This window comes from Plantactinospora sp. DSM 117369, assembly GCF_053764795.1.
Map to the genome: position 1 here is coordinate 2,928,743 of NZ_CM132446.1, position 18,722 is coordinate 2,947,464.

An 18,722-nucleotide genomic window follows, 5' to 3' on the forward strand; every position below is an offset into this window, starting at 1 on the left:
CTCGGCTAGGCGGGGGATCAGACGGCATGCGGCGTCACGGGGTCAGCGGGGCGATCCGGACGTTGCGGAAGGTCACGATGTCGCCGGCGCCGTGGTTCTGCAGGCCGACGTAGCCGGTCGCGTTCTGGCGTCCGGCGCCGCCCGGGTCGTCCGCGCGGGGCGGGGTGAAGACGGCGTCGGGGACGTTCACGTACTCGTTGATCAGCGTGCCGTTGCGGAACACCGAGTAGTGCTGGCCGACGACGCGGATCTCGTAGTCGTTCCAGGTGCCCTTGGGGGTGACCGCCGCGCCGTCGAGGTCGACCCGGTCGAAGCCGTACACCGACCCGCTCTTGTACGGGTCGCCGTCGGTCCGGTCGAAGATCTGGAGTTCGTGGCCGTACTTGATCGCCACCCACTCGGGGCGGGACTCCTGCGGGTGCTGGTGCACCTGCGGGAAGCGGACGAAGACGCCGCTGTTGGCGCGCCCGTCACCCGGGGCGTCGTCCCGCCACTGCAGCTTCAGCGAGAAGTCGCCGTAGCTGCGGACCGGGAACCAGAGCATGCCGAGGCCGTCGACGGCCTTACTGGTGATCGAGCCGTCGGCATTGCGCCGGAAGCCGCCGGCGCCGACCTGCTCCCACAGCTTGAACGAGGCGGCGGTGCGGTCGAGCAGCGGCACGTAGCCCTGCTTCGCCTCGGACCGGCCGACGCCGGACTCGCGGGCCGTGCGTACCAGGGCGTTCTGCTCCTTCAGCAGGATCTTGCCCCGGTGGTGCAGGTGTTCGGCGACCGCCCGGACGTGTTCCACGAACTCGGCGTGGCTGGGCCAGGCCCGCTCGTCCTCAATGAGGTCGTTGATCGAGCAGCGGTCCTCGACCACCCGGTTGGGCACGCCGCTGTTCAGCGTGCCGATCCAGACCGTCGGCCGGGTGTCGGTCACCCGGCAGCTCGGTGCCGGCGGTCCGCTCGGCACCACCGTGAAGGTGGCCGACGCGGTCCCCGAGACGTTGCCGGCCCGGTCGGTGGCCCGGTAGCTGACCGTGTGCGCACCGGGGGTGTTCACCGTCAGCGGGCCGGAGTAGACGACGTAGCCCCGGCCGTCGAGGGCGTACTCGACGCGGTAGACGCCGGACCCGGTGTCGGTGGCGGTGAGCACGATGGTGGCGCTGCCCACGTACGCCCAACTGCCGTCCTGCTGGCCGGTGATCGCGGCGTTCACGCTGGGGGCGGTGTTGTCGGGGTTGGGCGGGGCGACCACGCTGAACGAGACCGAGCCGGGCGTGGAGGTGTTGCCGGCGACGTCGGTGGCCCGGTACGAGACGGTGTGCTGGCCGGGCTGGTTGACCGTCACCGGAGCGGTGTACTCCGCAAACGGCTGCCCGTCGAGGGAGAACTCGACGAGGTCGACGCCCGAGCCGGCGTCGGTGGCGGAGACCGTCACGGTGGCGGCACCGACGTACGCCCCGGTGCCGTCCCGGTTGCCGGCGACGGTGGCGGTGGCGGTCGGCGCGGTGGTGTCACCCGGCCGCTCGACCACCTGGAACGTGACCGACTGCGCCGCCGAGGTGTTGCCCGCCTTGTCGGTGGCCCGGTAGCTGACGGTGTGCTCGCCGGGCGTGTTGACGGTCACCGGAGCGGTGTAGGCCGCGTACGCCTGCCCGTCGACCGCGTATTCGATCCGGTCCACACCGGACTCGGTGTCGGTGGCCGAGAGGGTCACCGTGGCCGCCCCGAGGTAGCCGCCGTTGTCGTCGCGGTCGCCGGTGACCCCGCCGGTCACGGTCGGCGGCATGGTGTCCGGAGTGGACGTGTCGGCGACCTCGAACGTGACGGACTGCGGGACGGAGGTGTTGCCGGCCTCGTCGGTCGCCCGGTAGCTGACGGTGTGCTGACCCGGCTGGTGCACCATCACCGGCGCGGTGTAGGTGGCGTAGGCGGCGCCGTCGAGGGAGTACTCGGTGCGTTCGACGCCGGATTCGGTGTCGGTGGCGGTGAGGGTGACGGTGGCCATGCCGATGTAGGCGCCGTCGTCGTTCTGTTCGCCGGTGACGGCGGCGGTGACGGTGGGTGCGGTGGTGTCGGGGTCGGTTGGTGGGGCGACCTGGAAGGCGGTGGACTGTACCGGGGAGGTGTTGCCGGCGACGTCGGTGGCCCGGTAGGTGATGGTGTGCTGTCCGGGGGCGTTCACCGTGACCGGCGCGGTGTAGGTGGCGTAGGCGGCGCCGTCGAGGGAGTACTCGGTGCGTTCGACGCCGGATTCGGTGTCGGTGGCGGTGAGGGTGACGGTGGCCATGCCGATGTAGGCGCCGTCGTCGTTCTGTTCGCCGGTGACGGCGGCGGTGACGGTGGGTGCGGTGGTGTCGGGGTCGGTTGGTGGGGCGACCTGGAAGGCGGTGGACTGTACCGGGGAGGTGTTGCCGGCGACGTCGGTGGCCCGGTAGGTGATGGTGTGCTGTCCGGGGGCGTTCACCGTGACCGGGGCGGAGTAGGTGCCGTATGCCCCGCCGTCCAGCGCGTACTCGATCCGGCCCACGCCCGATCCGGTGTCGGTGGCCGAGAGGGTCACCGTGGCGGCGCCGACGTAGGCGCCGTCCTCGTCCTGCTCCCCGGTGACCGCGGCGGTCACCGTCGGCGGAGTGGTGTCCTCGCCGCCGCCGGTGACGACGAGCAGCCCGTTCATCGTGCCGTGCCCCGGTATCGCACAGAAGTAGCGGTAGGTGCCGGCCGTGAGTACCACGTCGACGGTCCACCGGCCCTGGTTGGCGTCGAACGGGTCGGCCAGGATGTTCACGTCCACGTCGCGGTTGTACTCGGGGTTTCCGGTGTCGAACGTGAGGGTGTGCTGCATCCCGGTGGTGTTGCCGGTCGCGGTGCTGTTCTCGAAGACGAGGGTGGCCGGCCCGGCGACCGCGGTGGTGGGTGCGGAGACGTACGCCTGGGTGCTGTCACCGGCCGTCCACGTGAGCACCTGGGCCTGCAGTTGCCCGGCCGAGGTGCGGTCGAGGGCCGTGCCCGGCTCGGAGTCCGCCGGGCGGGCGCCGGCCGGGACGGAGACCAGCGCGGAACCGACGACCAGGGCGGCGATCGCCGCGAGCATCCTCATCGGTCGGTTGGGCAGGCCGGCGCCGAGCCGGGGAAGCAGCCGGGAGCGCCTTGGCGGGCCAGAGCGCACAGGGAAAGCTGGCATGCCGAACACACCTTTCGCGAGTCTTGGGGGAACGTCGACGACCCGTGGGGGTTTCGTGTTGATCGACGGGTGACATGGCGGTGGACCGCACACCGGCGTGATCCGCGACGCTGGGTCCGGTGCTGCGGCTGCCGGCCTGTCGCGGCTGGTGTGTGGACAGACGTGTCTCGATCAGGGCGGGGGGACTATGGGCACGGTGGACTATGGGCGAGGTCGGGTCGGCGACGGGGGTGACGCCGACCGCGTTGCCGAGCCGGCGGAGCGCCGACATCGTTGCGGGTATGGCGCGGGCGGGCCGCGCCGGAGTCTGCGGGCACGGCGGCCTGGAGAGCGGGCTCCCCCGGCCAAGCCGTGACTCTCAGACGACGAGCTAACCGCGCCGCCGGTTACCTCGTAGAAACATGTTGATATTGTTCGACACTAACTGTCTTGCCGTCGGCGTGTCCAGATCTTTCGGCAGGATCATCCGCACTTTTGTCCGTGGTGACAAAAGACTGTGGCGGCGAAGAAAGTCGGCCCGACTGGCGGCAGCGACCAGTGTGGAGGGCTACGCCCGGATTCATCCGTACTTGTGTGCCGGGGCTCACCGCCGAGCCCCGGTGGCGGGGCGGCCCGGCGCCAGGTACCTGTCGAAGGGGACCGTGTCTCACTGCCGGTCCACGATGGTCTCTCCGCACCTGCGCATGCGTCGATCGTTTGCAGCGGCGAGGCCCCCGCAGGACGCTCCGTCGACCAGGACGGATCATCGGCACGGGGGCCCGGAGCCACTGTGGCGGTGCGCAGGCGAGACGCCGGGCGTACCCGGTGGCGCCGCCCGCTGGCCGCGACCTAGGGATGTGCGCGGTCGTCCCGCCCAGGGGTGCCGCGACGGCGGCGACCGGCACGCGTTGCGGCATGCCGTCAGGATTCGACGGCAGCCGAGGCGAGCAACCGGGCGAGCTCGGTCGGTTCGCTGACCATCGGCCAGTGGCCCGATGCGATGTCGACCATCTCCAGGTGCGTGACCCTGGCGAGCTCGGGCACATCCCCGGCGGCGATCCACTCCCGCGCCTGGTCCGGCGTGAACTCGGGGCACACGAGTACGACCGGCACGTCGAACCGTCGCTCGTCCGCCAGCCGTACCACGCCCCTGGCCACCCCCTCGGGGACGGGGATCGCGGCGGACGCGAAGGCTCGCCGGGCCTCCTCGTCGAGGTCGGCGGCGTCCGGCCCCTCGAACGGCCCCCAGCCGGGAAATGGCATCGCGCCATCCTTCAGCTCGAAGAACTCGGCGTAGGAGTTCCCGTCGGGGGTGGGGAAGCCGCCGATGAGGACGACCTTGCCCACCTTCTCCGGTCGCGCGTCGGCGGCCAGCCAGGCCAGGGTGCAGGCGGCGGAGTGTCCCACCACCATGGGTTTCCCGGACGCCGAGTCGACGGCGGCGAGCACCGCCGCCCGCTGGTCGTCGAGGGTGGCGGCGGTGGATCCGTCGCCCTGGCCGGGCAGGGTGAGCGGCACGGGGCGGTGGCCGAGTGCCTCGAGCGCGGGCACGACCTCGCCCCAGGCGGATCCGTCGAGCCAGAGGCCGGCGACGAGCAGTATGTCCACGATCAGTGTCCTTTCTTCGACGAAGTCAGGTCCCGTTCGGCATCGCGCCGGTACTCCCATTCCGCCCGGGACGATGCGCAGACCTCATCGCCGGGGAAGCTCTCCCGCCCTCCGGTGAGGTCCTGCCCGTGGAACCTGTCGTGGGCATGACGCTAGGCCCAATTCCGGACGGTCTACTACCGGTTCAGCTTTGGACACCTAATCTGCTGGGGTGACCGAACTGAGCCCCACCGCACGGGCCCTGCGCACGCTCGAGATCCTCCAGGCCCGCCCCGGCACGACGGCCGGGGAACTCGCCGGGCGGCTGGGCGTCACCGAGCGGGCCGCGCGGCGGTACGTCGGGATCCTCCGCGAGGCTGGCATCCCCGTCGAGTCGGTCCGGGGTCCCTACGGCGGTTACCGGCTCCGGCGGGGAACCAGGCTGCCTCCGGTCGTCTTCACCGAGGCAGAGGCACTCGGTCTGGTCATGGCGGTGCTCGACGGTCAGCCGACCGCCGCCGACACCGACGCGCACGACCTCGTCGGCTCGGCCCTGGGCAAGGTCATCCAGGTGCTCCCGGAGAACGTCGGCCGGCAGGCGGCCGCGCTGCGCAGGCATGCCTCGGCCGCTCCCGACCGGTATGCGTCCCGGCCGGACCCCACCACCACCAGCGCACTCGTCAGTGCCGTCGCGGCCCGACGCCGGGTGCTGGTCACCTACCGGACCGAATCCGGCAACGAGTGGGACGCCGAGGTGGATCCGTGGGCGGTGGTGGTCCGCTACGGCCGCTGGTACCTGCTGTGCCACGCGCACCACGCGGACGCGGTCCGCACCTACCGGCTCGACCGGGTCCGGGCGGTCCGGGAGACCGGGCACACGTTCGAGCCGCCCGCCGGCCTCGACCCGGTGGCGGCGCTGGAGGAGAACCTGGGAAGCGGGTGGGAGTTCCCCACCCGGGTCGTCTTCGACGCTCCGGTGGCCGAGGTGGCCCCGTGGATCCGGCCCCCCATGGGCCGGCTCGAACCGTCGGGCGACGGGTGCGTGCTCGTGGGCAGCACGGGTAACCCCTCGATGTACGCCCAGGAGTGGTTGCCGACGGTGCCGTTCGCCTTCCGCGTCGAGGGCGGCCCCGAACTCCGGGCCGCGGTCGCCGCCCTCGCGGCGCGGCTCACCGCCGCCATCAACCCCTGAGGCGGCGGGGGTGCCGCGCGGGATGGCGGTCGCCCGGATGTCCGGGTACCCCGAGCACCCGGCTCCCGGCGCGGCCGCGGCACCCGGAGGTGCCGCGGCCGCTGGACCGTCGGATCAACGGCGCGGTCATCACCGCCTGGGTGGGATGGCGACGCCCTTGCGGTAGTTCTTGCCCCGGCCGTCGGGACGGTAGTTGTTCTCGACGTTGCCGGCGGCGTCCACCGAGAACCAGTTGATCCTGGTTCCGTACGGGACGGTCAGGGTCTCCCCGCCCTCGCGGATGCCGGCCGAGCCGTAGAGCGTGGACGCGTACGTCGGCTTGCGGCCGTCCAGCGTGTAGAAGACCGCCGCCGGTTCGCTCACCTCGAACGTGACGTCCACCATCCCGGGCGTGGCGCTGCGGGTCACCGACAGGTCGCTCTCCGGCCGCCTGCGGTCGGTGTCGAAGTCCCGCGCCACCCGCATCAGCTCGACGAGGCCGTTGGCGAACTCCATCGTCTCGTCGTGCGCCTCGGCCCACTCCGGCTGGAACGAGGTGCCGACCTCGAAGTTCCAGGCGTAGATGCCGTACTTGTACCAGAGCATGTCGCCGGAGTTCCCCGCCGCCGAGTAGAGCACGTCGGAGATCGGACCGGTACGCGCCGGGGTGACCGCCATGTTCCGGTGCCGCTTGATCGAGGTCAGGATCCGCGACGAGGCGCCCCAGAAGAACGACTCCTCGCCGAGGGTCGGCCGGGGTGCCGAGATCCGGCCCGGCGTCGCGTACGCGCCCGGCGACCACATGAAGTAGTTGCCGGAGGAGTGCAGGTTCATCGAGAACTTGATGTTCGGCCGGGAGGCGAGCCAGTCGAGGTTCCTGTTCTCCGGCTCCGACAGCTCGCTCGGCCCGGCGTAGGTGCCGCTGGTGCAGCTCGGCGACGCACCCGAGTAGCCGTCGAAGAGGCTGTACTCGGTGTAGTTGCGGTTGTTGTCCACGCCCCACGAGTTGCGGCCGAGAGCGTCCGCCGACCCGGTCTGCGGGCAGTGGTTCGTCATGTTCTTGCGCTGCGAGTTGAAGTCGTAGAACGAGTAGTGGCCGCCGTCGGGGTTGATCGACGGAGCGATCCAGATGTCGAGGTTGTCCAGGAGGTCCCTGGTCCGGCGGTCGTGGCCGTAGTTGCGCAGCAGCCGCTCGGCGGTCTCGATCGTGACCAGCGGCGGCACCCATTCGCGCGCGTGCTCCTGGGCGTAGGCGAGGACACCCAGCTTGGAGCTGTTGCGGTGCTTGCCGATCCGGATCGCGTACACCGGGTGCGGATCACGCGAGACGCTGGCCGGGGCGCTCAGGCCGTCGGTCAGCGGCGTCGGCGCGGCCGGCGCGACAACGCCGGCACCGGCGTCACCCCGGTAGGTGTACGCGGCGACGAGCGATCCGGCGGTGGCGTTCAGCGCCGCGACGACCTCGGCGGCGGTGCTGGTCACCGCGCCGGTGGCGTCGGTGGCCAGGCTGACCCGGATCGCGTTGCCGGTCACGCCGACCGAGAGCGGCTGGCCGGCGGCACCGGGATCGGCGAGCTCGACGGAGACGTCGTTGCCGCCCTCGTGCCCCCAGGCCCGGGAGTCGACCGCCACCCGGCTCGCGTTCGCGCTGCCGAGTACGGCCTGCGCCTTACGCCGATAGCCGTTCGTCTTGTACGGCAACTCGACGATCTCGGCCAGCTTCGGGTACTGCGCGGCGAGCTGGTGGATCCGGTCGTAGAGTTCGGTCGGGGTCAGGTAGCTGGCGACGAAGTCCTTCTGGTAGCCGGGCCCCTCCGGGTTCTCCCTCGGGATGGGCAGCCAGTGGTTCACCTTGGCCACCGCCACGCCGCCACCGGGGCTCGTGATCTGGACGTAGTTCGGGCGGGCCGTCACCGTCGACGCGCCACGGTGGTAGAGATACACCCCGGCGTCCACGAAGCGCGAGATTGTCTGGGTGCCCCCGGAGCCCATCGGCGTGCCGGGACCGCTGTCCCGGGTGACGGTGAGGGCGTCGGTGGCGGTCTGCCCCTGCGCCCACTTCGCCTCGACGGAGAGGACCTGATCGGTGCCGGAGGTGTAGTAGTCGGCTCGGATGATCTTGACGTCGGAGGTCGCCTGGGTGCCCCGGCGCGCCTGGTTCTCGGTGAGCGCCTCGTTCTCCGCGACGTGGGCCGCGATGGTCGCCTCGCGCTCCGCGATCCGCTGCGCCGAGTCGTCCGGGGTGAAGAGCACGTCGCCCAGCCGGTAGCCGCGCGCCCGCAACGTGGCGACCTCGTTCGGGGTGACGACGGCGTGCACCACGATGCCGCTCGGGGTGCGGCTCACGTGGTGGTCGAGATCGACGCCGGTAGCGACCAGTTTGTCCAACTCGTTACTGTCGGCGAGCAGAACCTCTACGACGCTCGTCTCCTCGCCTGCGAGCCGTCCGAGCTCGATGTCCCCGCCGGAAGCCGAACCCGACGAACCCGGGTCGGGCGCGACCGCCGAGGCCGGGGTGACCAGTAGCAGGCCGGCGAGGGCGACCGATGCCGCGAGGAAGACGCGGCGCCGCCACCCGGGGCCAGGAAGATCTGACATGACGTTGCATTCCTTTCTGCGCAGTTCTCCCTCTCGGGATCGGCCGCCGAGACACGGCGAACCGTTGGATGACACGCAGGATGCAAATACCGCCCGACCGGCGGCGGTCGTCGCCCACTGCCCAGGCTGGATAAATCTTCGAGCCGCCATGATCGATCTGTCAATCACCGGGCACAGATGAATGACCACGCATCGTCACAGGGTGCCGTCGTCGCCGGCACGTGGGACCGTGACCACGGTGCCTCGATGTCGCCGCCAAGGGCGTGATCCGGCCAGCGTCACGGCGACGGCGAAAACCCAGCTGGGTCGGTCCGTTCCCTGGCCGGACCAGGTGGGAGCGGAGCGGTGGGGGACCGGGGCCGCCACCGAGGGGCGGCGTGTAACCTCCTTATCCGGCGACGGCGGCTCCGGATTTCAGCCGGCCCGGCCGTCCGGATCCCGTCACAGGCTGCGGCAACTCAGGTCGGGAATATGACGGCCGAGGCGCTGCGGTGCCGTCCAGAAACGCTACGCCGCCCGGCCCACGAACGGGGGCAGGTGCGTCGGCCGACCGCATCCACTGTGGATGTCGCGACCGACCTCGCCGGGCCCGCCGAGGGGTGGCATCGGCCCGGCGGGCACGGGCGAACGGCTGATTCGGGGTCTGGCCGGACGGGCTAGTGCGAGACCGGACAGATTGGTAGGGTTGCCCACACATCGGCACCGGCCGGCCGTCCCAAGCCGCTGGTTCCTCCGGGCTGCCCACGATTGGATCGAAGTTGGCGGACAAGCAAGCCGACAGCACGAGCCGGCAACCTGATCCGGAAGTGCAGAGTCAGTCGACGGCGAGTCGCCGGCGTGGTCGGCAGCAGTCGATCAGGCGGCGCGTCATCAGACTGGTGCTCATCCCCAGTGTCGTCGCCGTCGTCATCTGGCTCGTAGCCTCCGGATACCTTGTTTTCCAAGGTTTTTACAACCGCGAGGTCGCCAACAGCGTCCGTAACGTATCGATCCCGGCGGTTCCCGCGTTGGCCTCACTCCAGCAGGAGCGCCGGCTGAGCGTCACCTATCTGGCCCAGCCGTCGAGGGACCTGCAGCCGCTGGCCGACCAGCGGAAGCAGACCGACCAGCGACTGATCGAGCTGCGCAGTGCCGCCAAGGAAGCGCTGGCCAGCGCCCCACAGTCCATCACCACCCGTTGGCAGGCGTTGACGGACCAGCTCGACCAGCTGCCGAACGTACGGGCGACGATCGACTCCAGGACGGCCGGCGGCTCCCGGGTCTACGACTTCTACAATGGACTGCTGGCTGCCGCGACCACGCTCTTCGACACCCAGGCCCGGGTGGTGCCCGACGTCGCGGCGAGCCTCGGCGGCGTCACGGCGACGGAGGCGTTCCGGGTCAGCGACCAGATGTCCCGGGCCGGCTCCACGATCGACGGCGCGTTCAGCTCCCGTACGCTCACTGAGCAGAGTCACCTGGAGTTCGTGGCCCTGGTCGGCGCCTACCGTGCCGCGCTCACCAACATCGCGCCGCACCTCGAACCATCCGCGCGAGAGCGGTACGAGGCCATCACGGCCAGTGGTCCATGGAAGGAACTCGTCGCTGCGGAGAACGCACTGATCGCGGCCGGCGCCTGGGACGACGGCGTGCCCCGGGGGCTCCCGGTCAACCGGACCCGCTGGGAGACGCTCACCCGGCAGGTCTCCGACGACCTGATCAGCCTGGCGGTGTTGCAGGCCGACGGGGTCTCGGCCGAGGCCCTCCATACCGGTAACAACCAGTTGTTGACCGCGTCGCTCGGCAGTCTGCTCGCGTTGTCGATCGCGATCGCCGCGATCCTGTGGGCGCTCCGCCAGTCACACATCCTGGTGGACCAGGCCCTCTCCATCCGGTTGGCCAAGCTGGGCCAGGACGCCGCCGCGATCGTGGACGAGCGCCTCCCGCTGATGATGGCGCGGCTGCGGCGCCGCGAGAAGGTCGACCTCGCGGTCGAGTTGCCCAGCCACGACTACGGCAGCGACGAGATCGGCCAGGTCGCTGCGGTCATCAACAGGTCCCTGAAGGCGGCCGCGGCCGCCGCGATCGACGAGGCGAAGACCCGGGCCGCCGGTATCGCGATGCTGATGGGCGTGGCCCGCCGTCCGCAACGTCCGTTGCAGCGCGGCCTGAAGGTGATCGAGGAGTTGCAGGACCGGGTCGGCGACGAGAAGCTGCTGACCGAACTCTTCGACATCAACCACCAGCTCACCCAGACCCGGCGCTTCCTGGAGAACCTGGTCATCCTCGCCGGTGGACAGATCGGCCGCCGGTTCCAGAACCCCGTCCCGATCCGCCGGGTGCTGCTGGCCGCGTTCGCGGAGGCGCAGCATTACCAGCGGATCACCCTGCGTGGCGCGCCCGACCTGGCGCTGACCGGCCGTGCCGTCGCCGGCACCATCCACCTGCTGGCCGAGTTGCTGGACAACGCGCTCGCCTTCTCCCCGCCGAAGACGACGGTCTGGGTGACCTGTAACGAGGTCAAGCACGGCGTCGCGATCGAGATCGAGGACGGCGGCGTGGGGATGAACGCCGACGCGCTGGAGAGCGCGAACGAACTGCTGGCGAAGGCGCCCATCCCGGACGTGGCGGCGCTGAAGGACGGTGCGCAGGTCGGTCTGCACGTCGTCGCCGAGCTTGCCAAGCGCGACGGCATCCAGGTGAGCCTTCGTACCTCTGCCTATGGTGGGCTGCTCGCCATCGTGCTGCTGCCCGATCGGCTGATCACCCCCGAACTCCCCGGCCCCGGTGCGGACCGGACGGATCCCGACCTCCAACTGCCGGCGATGGCCGGGGCGGTTCCGGCCCGGGCCGGGGCAGGCCAGCGAGCTCCACGCCCCGCGGCCGGCGGCCCGGGTGGCGCGGTCGGCACGGTCACGAACGGATCGACCCAGGCACGCCGCGACCCTCGAACGGCCGACAACCGACGAACCGATCGGGCGGGCGACATGATGAGTGAGCGTCAGGCCAACGGCAGCGCCAGCACACCGAAGACCTCCGCTCCCCGCCCGGCCGACGCGGGCGCGCCGCGGCCGGTCTCCCGTCCGCCCCTGCCGAGCCGGCAGCCGCAACAGCACATCGCGCCCGAACTGCGCGACGACACCAAGGCCACCGGCAGCGCGTCGCCGGCGGCCGGGACGGCGCGGTCGCCGGAGGAGGCCCGGGACCGCTTCACGAGGTACCAGCGGGCGTGGGCCGCCGGTAAGGCGGACGGCAACGACGAAGCGTCAACCAGCGACAACAACCAAGGCGGCAAAGCGTGACCAACTCGACCTCCGGGAACGACCTCACCTGGATGCTGGACGAGCTAGTAGAAGTTCCCGACGTTGTCTACGCCGTTGTCCTGTCAACCGACGGGCTGATCGTCCAGAAATCCACCTCGCTGACCCAGGATGCGGCGGAGCTCCTGGCAGCCGGCGCATCCTCGTTGCACAGCGTCGCCGCCGGGATGGGCCGACGGTTCGACAGCGGGCAGGTGCAGCAGGTCATCATCGAGTACGACGGCCGGACCCTGTTCGTCGCGGCCGCCGGCCAGAACGCCCGGCTGGCCGTACTCTGTGAGCAGAGCGTCGACATGGGAACCGTCGCGTACGAGATGAGCCGGCTGGTGACCCGGATCGGCGAGCACCTCGGCGCCGAGGTACGCCGGACCGCAACGGCCGTCAACGGTCAGCAGGGCAGGGGTTATGGCGTATGACGTGTGGGACGGCGACGACGAGGCGCAGGCCGGGCGGTTAGTCCCGCTCTACATCCTCGTCAACGGGCGGACGAGTCCGCGCAACACGAACCTCGACCTGGCCACCCAGGTCATTGCCCTGCCGGTCGACCCGAGTCGACTGGAGCTGGAGTACCGGGAGATCATCGACCGCTGCGCCCGCTGGGTATCGATTGCCGAGATCGGCGCCTATCTGCACCGACCACTCACCATCACAAAGGTCATGGTGGACGTGCTGCTCGAGCAGGGCTACCTGCGCGTCGGCGCTCCGGCACAGCAGAAGATCGCGGATCGGCGGCTTCTGGAAACGGTTCTCGCTGGTCTCGAGAGACTCTAGGCAAAGGGCTGGAACGTGGATCGCAAGTCGGTCAAGGTCGTCGTGGCGGGCGGCTTCGGTACGGGCAAGACCACCCTGGTCGGCTCGGTCAGCGAGATTCCGCCGCTGACCACCGAGGAGGTGCTGACCCAGGCCAGCGTCGGCGTGGACGACGTCACAGGGGTGGAGGGCAAGACGCGTACGACCGTCGCGCTCGACTTCGGCCGGATCACCATCACCAACGACGTGGTGCTCTATCTGTTCGGTACACCCGGGCAGGACCGGTTCTGGTTCATCTGGGACGAACTGGCGCAGGGGGCGGTCGGCGCGGTCGTGCTGATCGACACCCGGCGGCTGGACACCAGTTTTCCCGCGGTCGACTATTTCGAGCGGCGGGGAATCCCGTTCGTCGCCGCGGTGAACCGGTTCTTCGGCGAGTGTCTCTACACCGAGGCGGAGATCCGGTCCGCGCTGAAGCTCGACGACACGGTTCCGCTCCTCTGGTGCGACGCTCGCGACCGGGAGTCCAGCAAGCAGGCGCTGATCGGACTGGTCCGGCACGCGCTTGCCCGGATGCCGGTCGTCAGCTGAGGAAGCCGGCTCGGACTCAGCCGCCGAGCCGGCGCCGCCACCGGTAGTCAGTCGCCCAGTCGGCGCCGCCACCGGGTGAAGGCGGCCACCAGGCCCGGCGCGTCCGCCTGGCGCAGGCGCCGTGCCTGGTCTTCGGCGTAACGCTGGTAGAGGTGGCGGAGGCCGGTGGCCAGCAGGGGCGCCGCCTCCGCCGGGTCCAGCGGCGCTCCTGCCCTGACCCTTGCGGCCAGCCGGACCAGGGGCGTCGCGACGGCGCCAGGCTGGGCCAGATACCAGGCGATGGCCTCGTCGTTGGTGGCGGCACGCCCCATGGTCATGGCGCTGCTGTAGAAGAAGCGGACCGGGAAGAGTACGGCCTTGGTGAACCACACCGGGTCGTCGAGGAGCCGGCGGGGTCGGTGGATCTCCGCGATCACCTCGTCGGTGGCCAGCACGTCGACGGCGAACCCCGCGCTGTCGACGAGCAACTCGCCAGCGGTGGGGACGGCGACCTGCCGGGCCACGTCGGAGCCGAGCAGGAGCAGACCGTGATCGGCCAGGTCGAGGCGGTCGATGGCGGGGAACCGCCCGTCGTCGCGACCCTGGCGCAGCGCGACCAGGGAGCCCCAGAACACCGAGAGCTTGCGGTGCAGTTCGGTACGTTCGCGCAGGCCCCGGCTCGTCTCCGCAACGGTGTCGGCGTCCCCGCCGCGGGTGTCGGTGAGGATGACCGCCAGGTCGATGTCGCTGACCGCCGGGGCGTAGCCGCCATGCGCGAGGCTGCCCAGCGCGTAGGCGGCGACGAAGCGGTCGGCGAAGACGGTCCGGTAGGCGTGGGCGGCGTCCAGCGCGACCGCCCGGGCCGCGGCCGCCGGGTCGGATCCGAGGAGAGCGCTCACGTGGCGGTGTCGCGGAGGGCGCACTCGGCGATGCGGTCGGAGACCACGGTGATCACTTGCCAGGCGCGATCGAGTACGGTCACGATCTCGTCCACGGTCCAGTCGGTGCGCTGCCGGAGGATCTGGTAGCCCATCTCGAGGTGCTCGACGTCGGCCTCGTCGTGCAGCGAGAAGTACGGGTCGTTCGGGAAGGCATGGACACCGGCCTTGCTCAGGGCGAGGCTGCCGGCCTCCAGGGCCAGGTGTGCGAGGATCGCGCGCTGCACGCCCGGAAGGGTGGCGAACTGGTCGACGAACCAGGACGCACCCGCCTCGATGATCGGATCCCAGACCACCCGCTGGTCCTCCGCCCGGGTTCGGGCCAGGATCTCGTCGTGGCCGATCTCCTCCTTCTGGTGTTCGAGGGCGATCGTCCGGAGGGAGAGGTCGGACTCGTACGTGACGCGAGCGCTGATCATGCGCTGGAACGCGTTCGACCAGGGCTGAAGGTAGGTCAGTACGGCCTTCTTGGTGGTGTCCGGCGTCGTCTCGTCCGCCAACAGCCGGATGAGCCGGGACGCTTCGTACTCCTCTTGCCGCGCGGCGTTGTAGTCGGCGACGCGCTGCACGTCGGGGTGGCTCAAGGTGGTGCTCCTCTCCACGAGTTCGACAGCTGCGACCGGCAGGGGCGCGGGCTGGGGATAGACGGGGAAGCGGAAGTAGGTGGTCAGGTCGCTCGGGCGTCGCGCCGCCCGGTAGCTGACCAGCTCCAGGAGGCCCCGGCTCTCCGGCAGGCTCGTCGGGGCCAGCGCGGCGGCGACGGCGTACAACGGCCGTGGGTCCACGCCCTGACGGCGCAGCAGATCCGCGGCGCGATCCACCGCCTCCTGGTCCCCCGAGGCCAGGCTCGACATCCGCAGGTACGTCGTGGACTCGGCGGCCCGGCGCAGCCCGGACCGGAACGCGAGGCAGGTCAGCGCCTCCCGCCCGGCGTCGGCACGCGCCCCGGCCAGCGTCCGGTACGCGGACAGCGCCTCTTCGGTGTTGTGGTCCACCGCCACCGACGCCATGCGGTTCAGCTCGTGGGTGTCGACGTCGTGGTTCCGGTAGTAGATCTTCACCCGGGACTCCGCCGTGTCGGTCAGGTCGAGCCCGAGGAACTCGACCTCACGCCGGTCGCTGCGGCCGTCCGCGTCCACCCGCCGGCGGGCGTCGTCCCACGCCTCCGCTATGCCCAGCAGCTGCATTGCCTGGTCCAGCGCGGCGAAGCGCCGCTCGGCCGGCCAGGTGTACAACCCGAAGTACGCCTTGCGGGCCACTCGGCCGGGCGGACGCCACGCCATCGAATACCACAGGGGGGCCGCCGCGAAGATCTCGCTCAGCTGGCGGAAGCGACGCGAGGTCGTGGTCAGGGTGGACCGCAGGCTGTCCGCGTCGGACAGGCAGTCGACCAGTATCCGGAGCTCGGGCCGCCCGCCCGACCAGTTCAGTGACATCTCGGCTGGGAACCCGTCGGCGGCGACGAACGACGGTTGGCGCGGCGCGTCCCCGATCCGTTCGCCGGCCCACGCGGGAAGCATCTCGCGCAACTCCTGGGTGGTGCGCGCGGCCTCCTCGGCGGGCACCGCGAGCGCATCGCACGCGTCGGCCCACAGTCCACAGAGGAACTCGCCAAACCGCAAATCTCGTCTGCGGGAGCCCTCGGACCACGGGACGGTCACCGCCCGGTCCGGCCGATGGTCCGAGTTCATGCGGCATAGAGTGACGCAATACGCCCCTGGGTGTCAATGTGAGGAAGGGCTTTCCGGGCGCGTGAGCGGCGGCTTCCCCAACGGAACACCGGCACCGGCGTGGCCGATTATCGCGGAGCGTGATATTGACGTATCTCGATTATTCTCTGTGTAACTGAGCTCCTTTCTGTGAAGTGCGGACATACCGCGTCCGCTTGCCGGTCGTAATGATTGCCCCGGTCGAGTCGATCACCCAGAGCGAACAAGATCCCCGGGGAGTCGCCGGGATCGGGGAGGGGTCGGGGTGTCGTCGACGACGGTGACCGTGCCATGTGGACCCGGCCCGGCCGGTGTGCCGGCCCTCCGGCCCGGTGGCGTCCAGAGGTGGGTGTGCTGGTCCTGCGCGACGAAGGACCGCCCGGCGCAAGGTGCTGCCATGCTGCCGGTGAGGGCTGGCCGGCGTGGTCCCGGTGGCGTCCCCGCGGTGCGGGGTGGAATCCCGTGCCCCGGCGCCCCGTGAAGGCGGTCGACCTAATGTGGCAGTCGGGCCTCGGGTGTGGCCGAGTAGACCGCGTGATGGTTCTCGCATCCGCGCCCGAGGCGTTCGGGAGGTGAATGCCCGAGCCGCATGGCGACGGGATGGGCGGCGTCCTGTCGAGTGAGACAATTGTCACAAGCAATGGCCCGCCAACCCGTACAGTGACGTTAACTGATTCGTCGACTGCTGTTGCGGTCGCTTGGATTTCCATTGAAGTGCGTAAACGCGTTTCGGTTGAACCCGCTCCTCGGCCGGAATCGCTCACGGAGCGCGAACCCGTGGTCGGCGGACGGGTCCGGCCGCGGCGCGGCGGCCCGGTCCGGCGGCCGCCACCCGGCCGCCGTTCTGGATCCGGATCGGCCGGGGCGGGGCCCGCCGTGGCTGACGGCCCCGCCCCGAGGACCATGCCGGGTGGGTTCTGATGCCCGGCGCTCATCCGGGTGGTGTCGGACCCGGAGTACGGCGGGAGGCGCTGCTACCCGGCGTAGGTCTCGAACTCGGCGACGCTCGGCGTGCCGGTCGAACTGGTGATCTCAAAGGTGATTTTGCGTAGCGAGGTCGCGGGGAAGGTGATGACGCCGGCTCCGCTGCCGGAGGTCAGGACGGCGCCGGTGTCGTGGTTGACCACCCGCCAGGACCCGATGTTGCCCGCAGAACCTGACGCCTCACGGATGTTGATCCTGGAGACAGTGGTGGCGGAACCCCACTTGATCGAGATGGAGCCGGTCGAGCCGGCCGGTGACCAGTAGGTGGTCATGTTGCCGTCCCGCACGTTGCCATAGCCCGTACCGGCGGCCTTGCTGGATCCGTCGGAGCCGGCCCCGATGCTGAGGTTGGTCCCGCTGGGCTGGGTCGGCGTCGGCGTGGGGGCGGTCGGGGTGGGTGTGGGCGAGGTGGGCGTCGGCGTGGGCCTCGTCGGTGTCGGCGTCGGTCCCTGCGGCGAGCAGCTGCCGTCCGACACCCGCAGCCCCGTGTTGGCGCCCGCCGTCTGGCGGACGAGGTCCGGCACGCAACTGGCACCGTCCAGGCTGAAGGAGTACGGGATGCTGACGGTGGTGTTGGACTGCGGGTTGGGGCCGGCGGGGTTGTTCTCGCTGCCCGGGCTGGACCAGGTCACGTTGTCGAAGATGTTGCCGCTGACCTGCCAGTAGCCGGCCTCGGAGGTGTAGAAGGTGCCCAGGACGTCCTTGGAGTTCCTGAAGTAGTTGTTCTCCACCTTGGCCCGAGCCCCGGCCCGGGAGTTGATGCCGGACTCGTGCAGGCTCACGTAGTGGTTGTTGTAGATGTGCGCTATGCCGCCCCGGAGCAGCGGGGTACGGGAGTCGATGTTCTCGTACAGGTTGTGGTGGTACGTGATGAAGCCGTTCGAGCGGTCGCTCTCGCTGGACCCGACGAGGCCGCCACGGCCTGAGTTGCGCAGGATGCTGTAGGAGAGCGTGACGTACTGGGTGTTGTCCTTCATGTCGAAGAGGCCGTCGAAGCCCTCCGACTCCCCACCCGACGCCTCCAGGGTGACGTGATCGACCCAGACGTTGCGGACGGTGCTCTCCATGCCGATGGCGTCACCGCCGTTGGACGTGGGCGAGCCCGACTTCTTGACGTTCCGGATGGTCACGTTCTGGATGATGATGTTGCTGGAGTCGCGGATGTGGATGCCGAGCTGGTCAAAGACGGCCCCGCCACCGACCCCGATGATCGTGACGTTGCTGATCTCCTTGAGCTCGATCTTGTCGGCGGCGGTGTTGCAGCTGTCGCCCGACACCTTGCTGGTGTTGCCGTGGTTGATGGTCCCCGAGACCTCGATGATGATCGGGGTACTGCTACTGGCCCGGCCGCACAGGGCCGCATGGATCGCGGTCCCCGTGCTGGCCCGCACCGTCTGCCCGCCCGCGCCGCCGGTGGTCCCGCCGTTCTGGGTCGCGTAGCCGGTGGCGCTGCCGGATGCCGCCGATGCCTGGTGCATCGGCAGTGCGATGCCGACCGCGACCGTGACGGCCCCGGTAGCCAGCGCCGCCTGGAGTCGCAATGCGACTGTTCGTCGTCTCATCTCCGCCTCACCTTCGTCTCCAACTGCTGGGGTGTTGCGTTGCCGGTACATTCCGGGGTCATTTCGCCGGCCCGGTCCCGACTGCCGACCCGCCGCGCCGCCCATCGGCCGTCGCCCGGGATGGGCGGTGCTCCTCGGTACGCGGATCTGGGCGCGGTTCCGCCACGGCCCGGACCTTCGCGGCGGTCGGCGCCGGCCGTGAGGTCGCTGGCGCGGTGGACAGGGCGCCAGCGTCGAAGCGGAATGGAAAGCGCTTTCCGCAGTGAGGATAGGGAAGTGTCTATCAATAAGGCAAGATCGCGTCCGGATTGCGGGGAAGTGCGCCGGGACACCCGGCACGGAAGCCCCTTCGCTACCGCCGGTGGTTACGCTTCGGTGCGCGCCAGCGGTCTCAGCTTCGCGAGCG

At 70.3% G+C, this 18,722-nt stretch carries 11 protein-coding genes; 5 read left to right on the top strand and 6 right to left on the bottom strand.

The genetic code is table 11. The features are described 5' to 3' along the window. Positions 1–34 precede the first annotated feature (34 nt). Positions 35–3,169 carry an OmpL47-type beta-barrel domain-containing protein gene (locus tag ACSMXO_RS13115; RefSeq protein WP_455417931.1) on the bottom strand — a complete coding sequence of 1,045 codons (3,135 nt, stop codon included), beginning with the start codon at positions 3,167–3,169 and terminating at the stop codon, positions 35–37. 900 nt (positions 3,170–4,069) lie between these two features. Next, positions 4,070–4,756 (bottom strand): alpha/beta fold hydrolase, encoded by a 687-nt coding sequence (locus tag ACSMXO_RS13120; RefSeq protein WP_455417932.1) that lies wholly within the window; start codon positions 4,754–4,756, stop codon positions 4,070–4,072. Between the two features lie 220 nt (positions 4,757–4,976). On the opposite strand from ACSMXO_RS13120, the gene ACSMXO_RS13125 reads away from it, so the two are divergent. After that, positions 4,977–5,927 (top strand): helix-turn-helix transcriptional regulator, encoded by a 951-nt coding sequence (locus tag ACSMXO_RS13125; protein WP_455419231.1) that lies wholly within the window; start codon positions 4,977–4,979, stop codon positions 5,925–5,927. Between the two features lie 129 nt (positions 5,928–6,056). On the opposite strand, the gene ACSMXO_RS13130 is transcribed toward ACSMXO_RS13125, so the two are convergent. Then, a complete protein-coding gene (locus ACSMXO_RS13130) occupies positions 6,057–8,504 on the bottom strand; it encodes a M14 family metallopeptidase (protein WP_455417933.1) in 2,448 nt (815 codons plus the stop codon). Between the two features lie 1,007 nt (positions 8,505–9,511). Here ACSMXO_RS13130 and ACSMXO_RS13135 point away from each other — a divergent pair. From ACSMXO_RS13135 to ACSMXO_RS13150, 4 genes are read left to right on the top strand one after another with little or no spacing between them, the layout of a single operon-like run. Next, a complete protein-coding gene (locus ACSMXO_RS13135) occupies positions 9,512–11,785 on the top strand; it encodes a nitrate- and nitrite sensing domain-containing protein (protein WP_455417934.1) in 2,274 nt (757 codons plus the stop codon). Beyond that, positions 11,782–12,219, top strand: a complete 438-nt coding sequence (locus ACSMXO_RS13140; RefSeq protein ID WP_455417935.1) for a roadblock/LC7 domain-containing protein — start codon at positions 11,782–11,784, stop codon at positions 12,217–12,219. Before ACSMXO_RS13135 ends, ACSMXO_RS13140 begins: the two co-directional genes overlap by 4 nt. Further along, positions 12,209–12,574, top strand: coding sequence for a DUF742 domain-containing protein (locus tag ACSMXO_RS13145; protein ID WP_346257802.1), 366 nt, complete (start codon positions 12,209–12,211; stop codon positions 12,572–12,574). Before ACSMXO_RS13140 ends, ACSMXO_RS13145 begins: the two co-directional genes overlap by 11 nt. Before the next feature lie 15 nt (positions 12,575–12,589). Then, complete coding sequence (locus tag ACSMXO_RS13150) at positions 12,590–13,144, top strand: GTP-binding protein (RefSeq protein ID WP_346257801.1); 555 nt, start codon at positions 12,590–12,592, stop codon at positions 13,142–13,144. Between the two features lie 47 nt (positions 13,145–13,191). On the opposite strand, the gene ACSMXO_RS13155 is transcribed toward ACSMXO_RS13150, so the two are convergent. From ACSMXO_RS13155 to ACSMXO_RS13165, 3 genes are all read right to left on the bottom strand, one after another. After that, complete coding sequence (locus ACSMXO_RS13155) at positions 13,192–14,022, bottom strand: hypothetical protein (RefSeq protein ID WP_455417936.1); 831 nt, start codon at positions 14,020–14,022, stop codon at positions 13,192–13,194. Continuing rightward, a complete protein-coding gene (locus ACSMXO_RS13160) occupies positions 14,019–15,752 on the bottom strand; it encodes a hypothetical protein (protein ID WP_455417937.1) in 1,734 nt (577 codons plus the stop codon). Before ACSMXO_RS13160 ends, ACSMXO_RS13155 begins: the two co-directional genes overlap by 4 nt. Before the next feature lie 992 nt (positions 15,753–16,744). Then, complete coding sequence (locus tag ACSMXO_RS13165) at positions 16,745–18,316, bottom strand: pectate lyase family protein (protein WP_455417938.1); 1,572 nt, start codon at positions 18,314–18,316, stop codon at positions 16,745–16,747. Positions 18,317–18,722: the final 406 nt, after the last annotated feature.

Bases quoted from the DNA above. Each gene is read 5' to 3' on its own strand.
- ACSMXO_RS13165 (WP_455417938.1), bottom strand. From the start codon at position 18,316: ATGAGACGACGAACAGTCGCATTGCGACTCCAGGCGGCGCTGGCTACC.
- ACSMXO_RS13145 (WP_346257802.1), top strand. From the start codon at position 12,209: ATGGCGTATGACGTGTGGGACGGCGACGACGAGGCGCAGGCCGGGCGG.
- ACSMXO_RS13130 (WP_455417933.1), bottom strand. From the start codon at position 8,504: ATGTCAGATCTTCCTGGCCCCGGGTGGCGGCGCCGCGTCTTCCTCGCG.
- ACSMXO_RS13115 (WP_455417931.1), bottom strand. From the start codon at position 3,169: ATGCCAGCTTTCCCTGTGCGCTCTGGCCCGCCAAGGCGCTCCCGGCTG.
- ACSMXO_RS13160 (WP_455417937.1), bottom strand. From the start codon at position 15,752: ATGAACTCGGACCATCGGCCGGACCGGGCGGTGACCGTCCCGTGGTCC.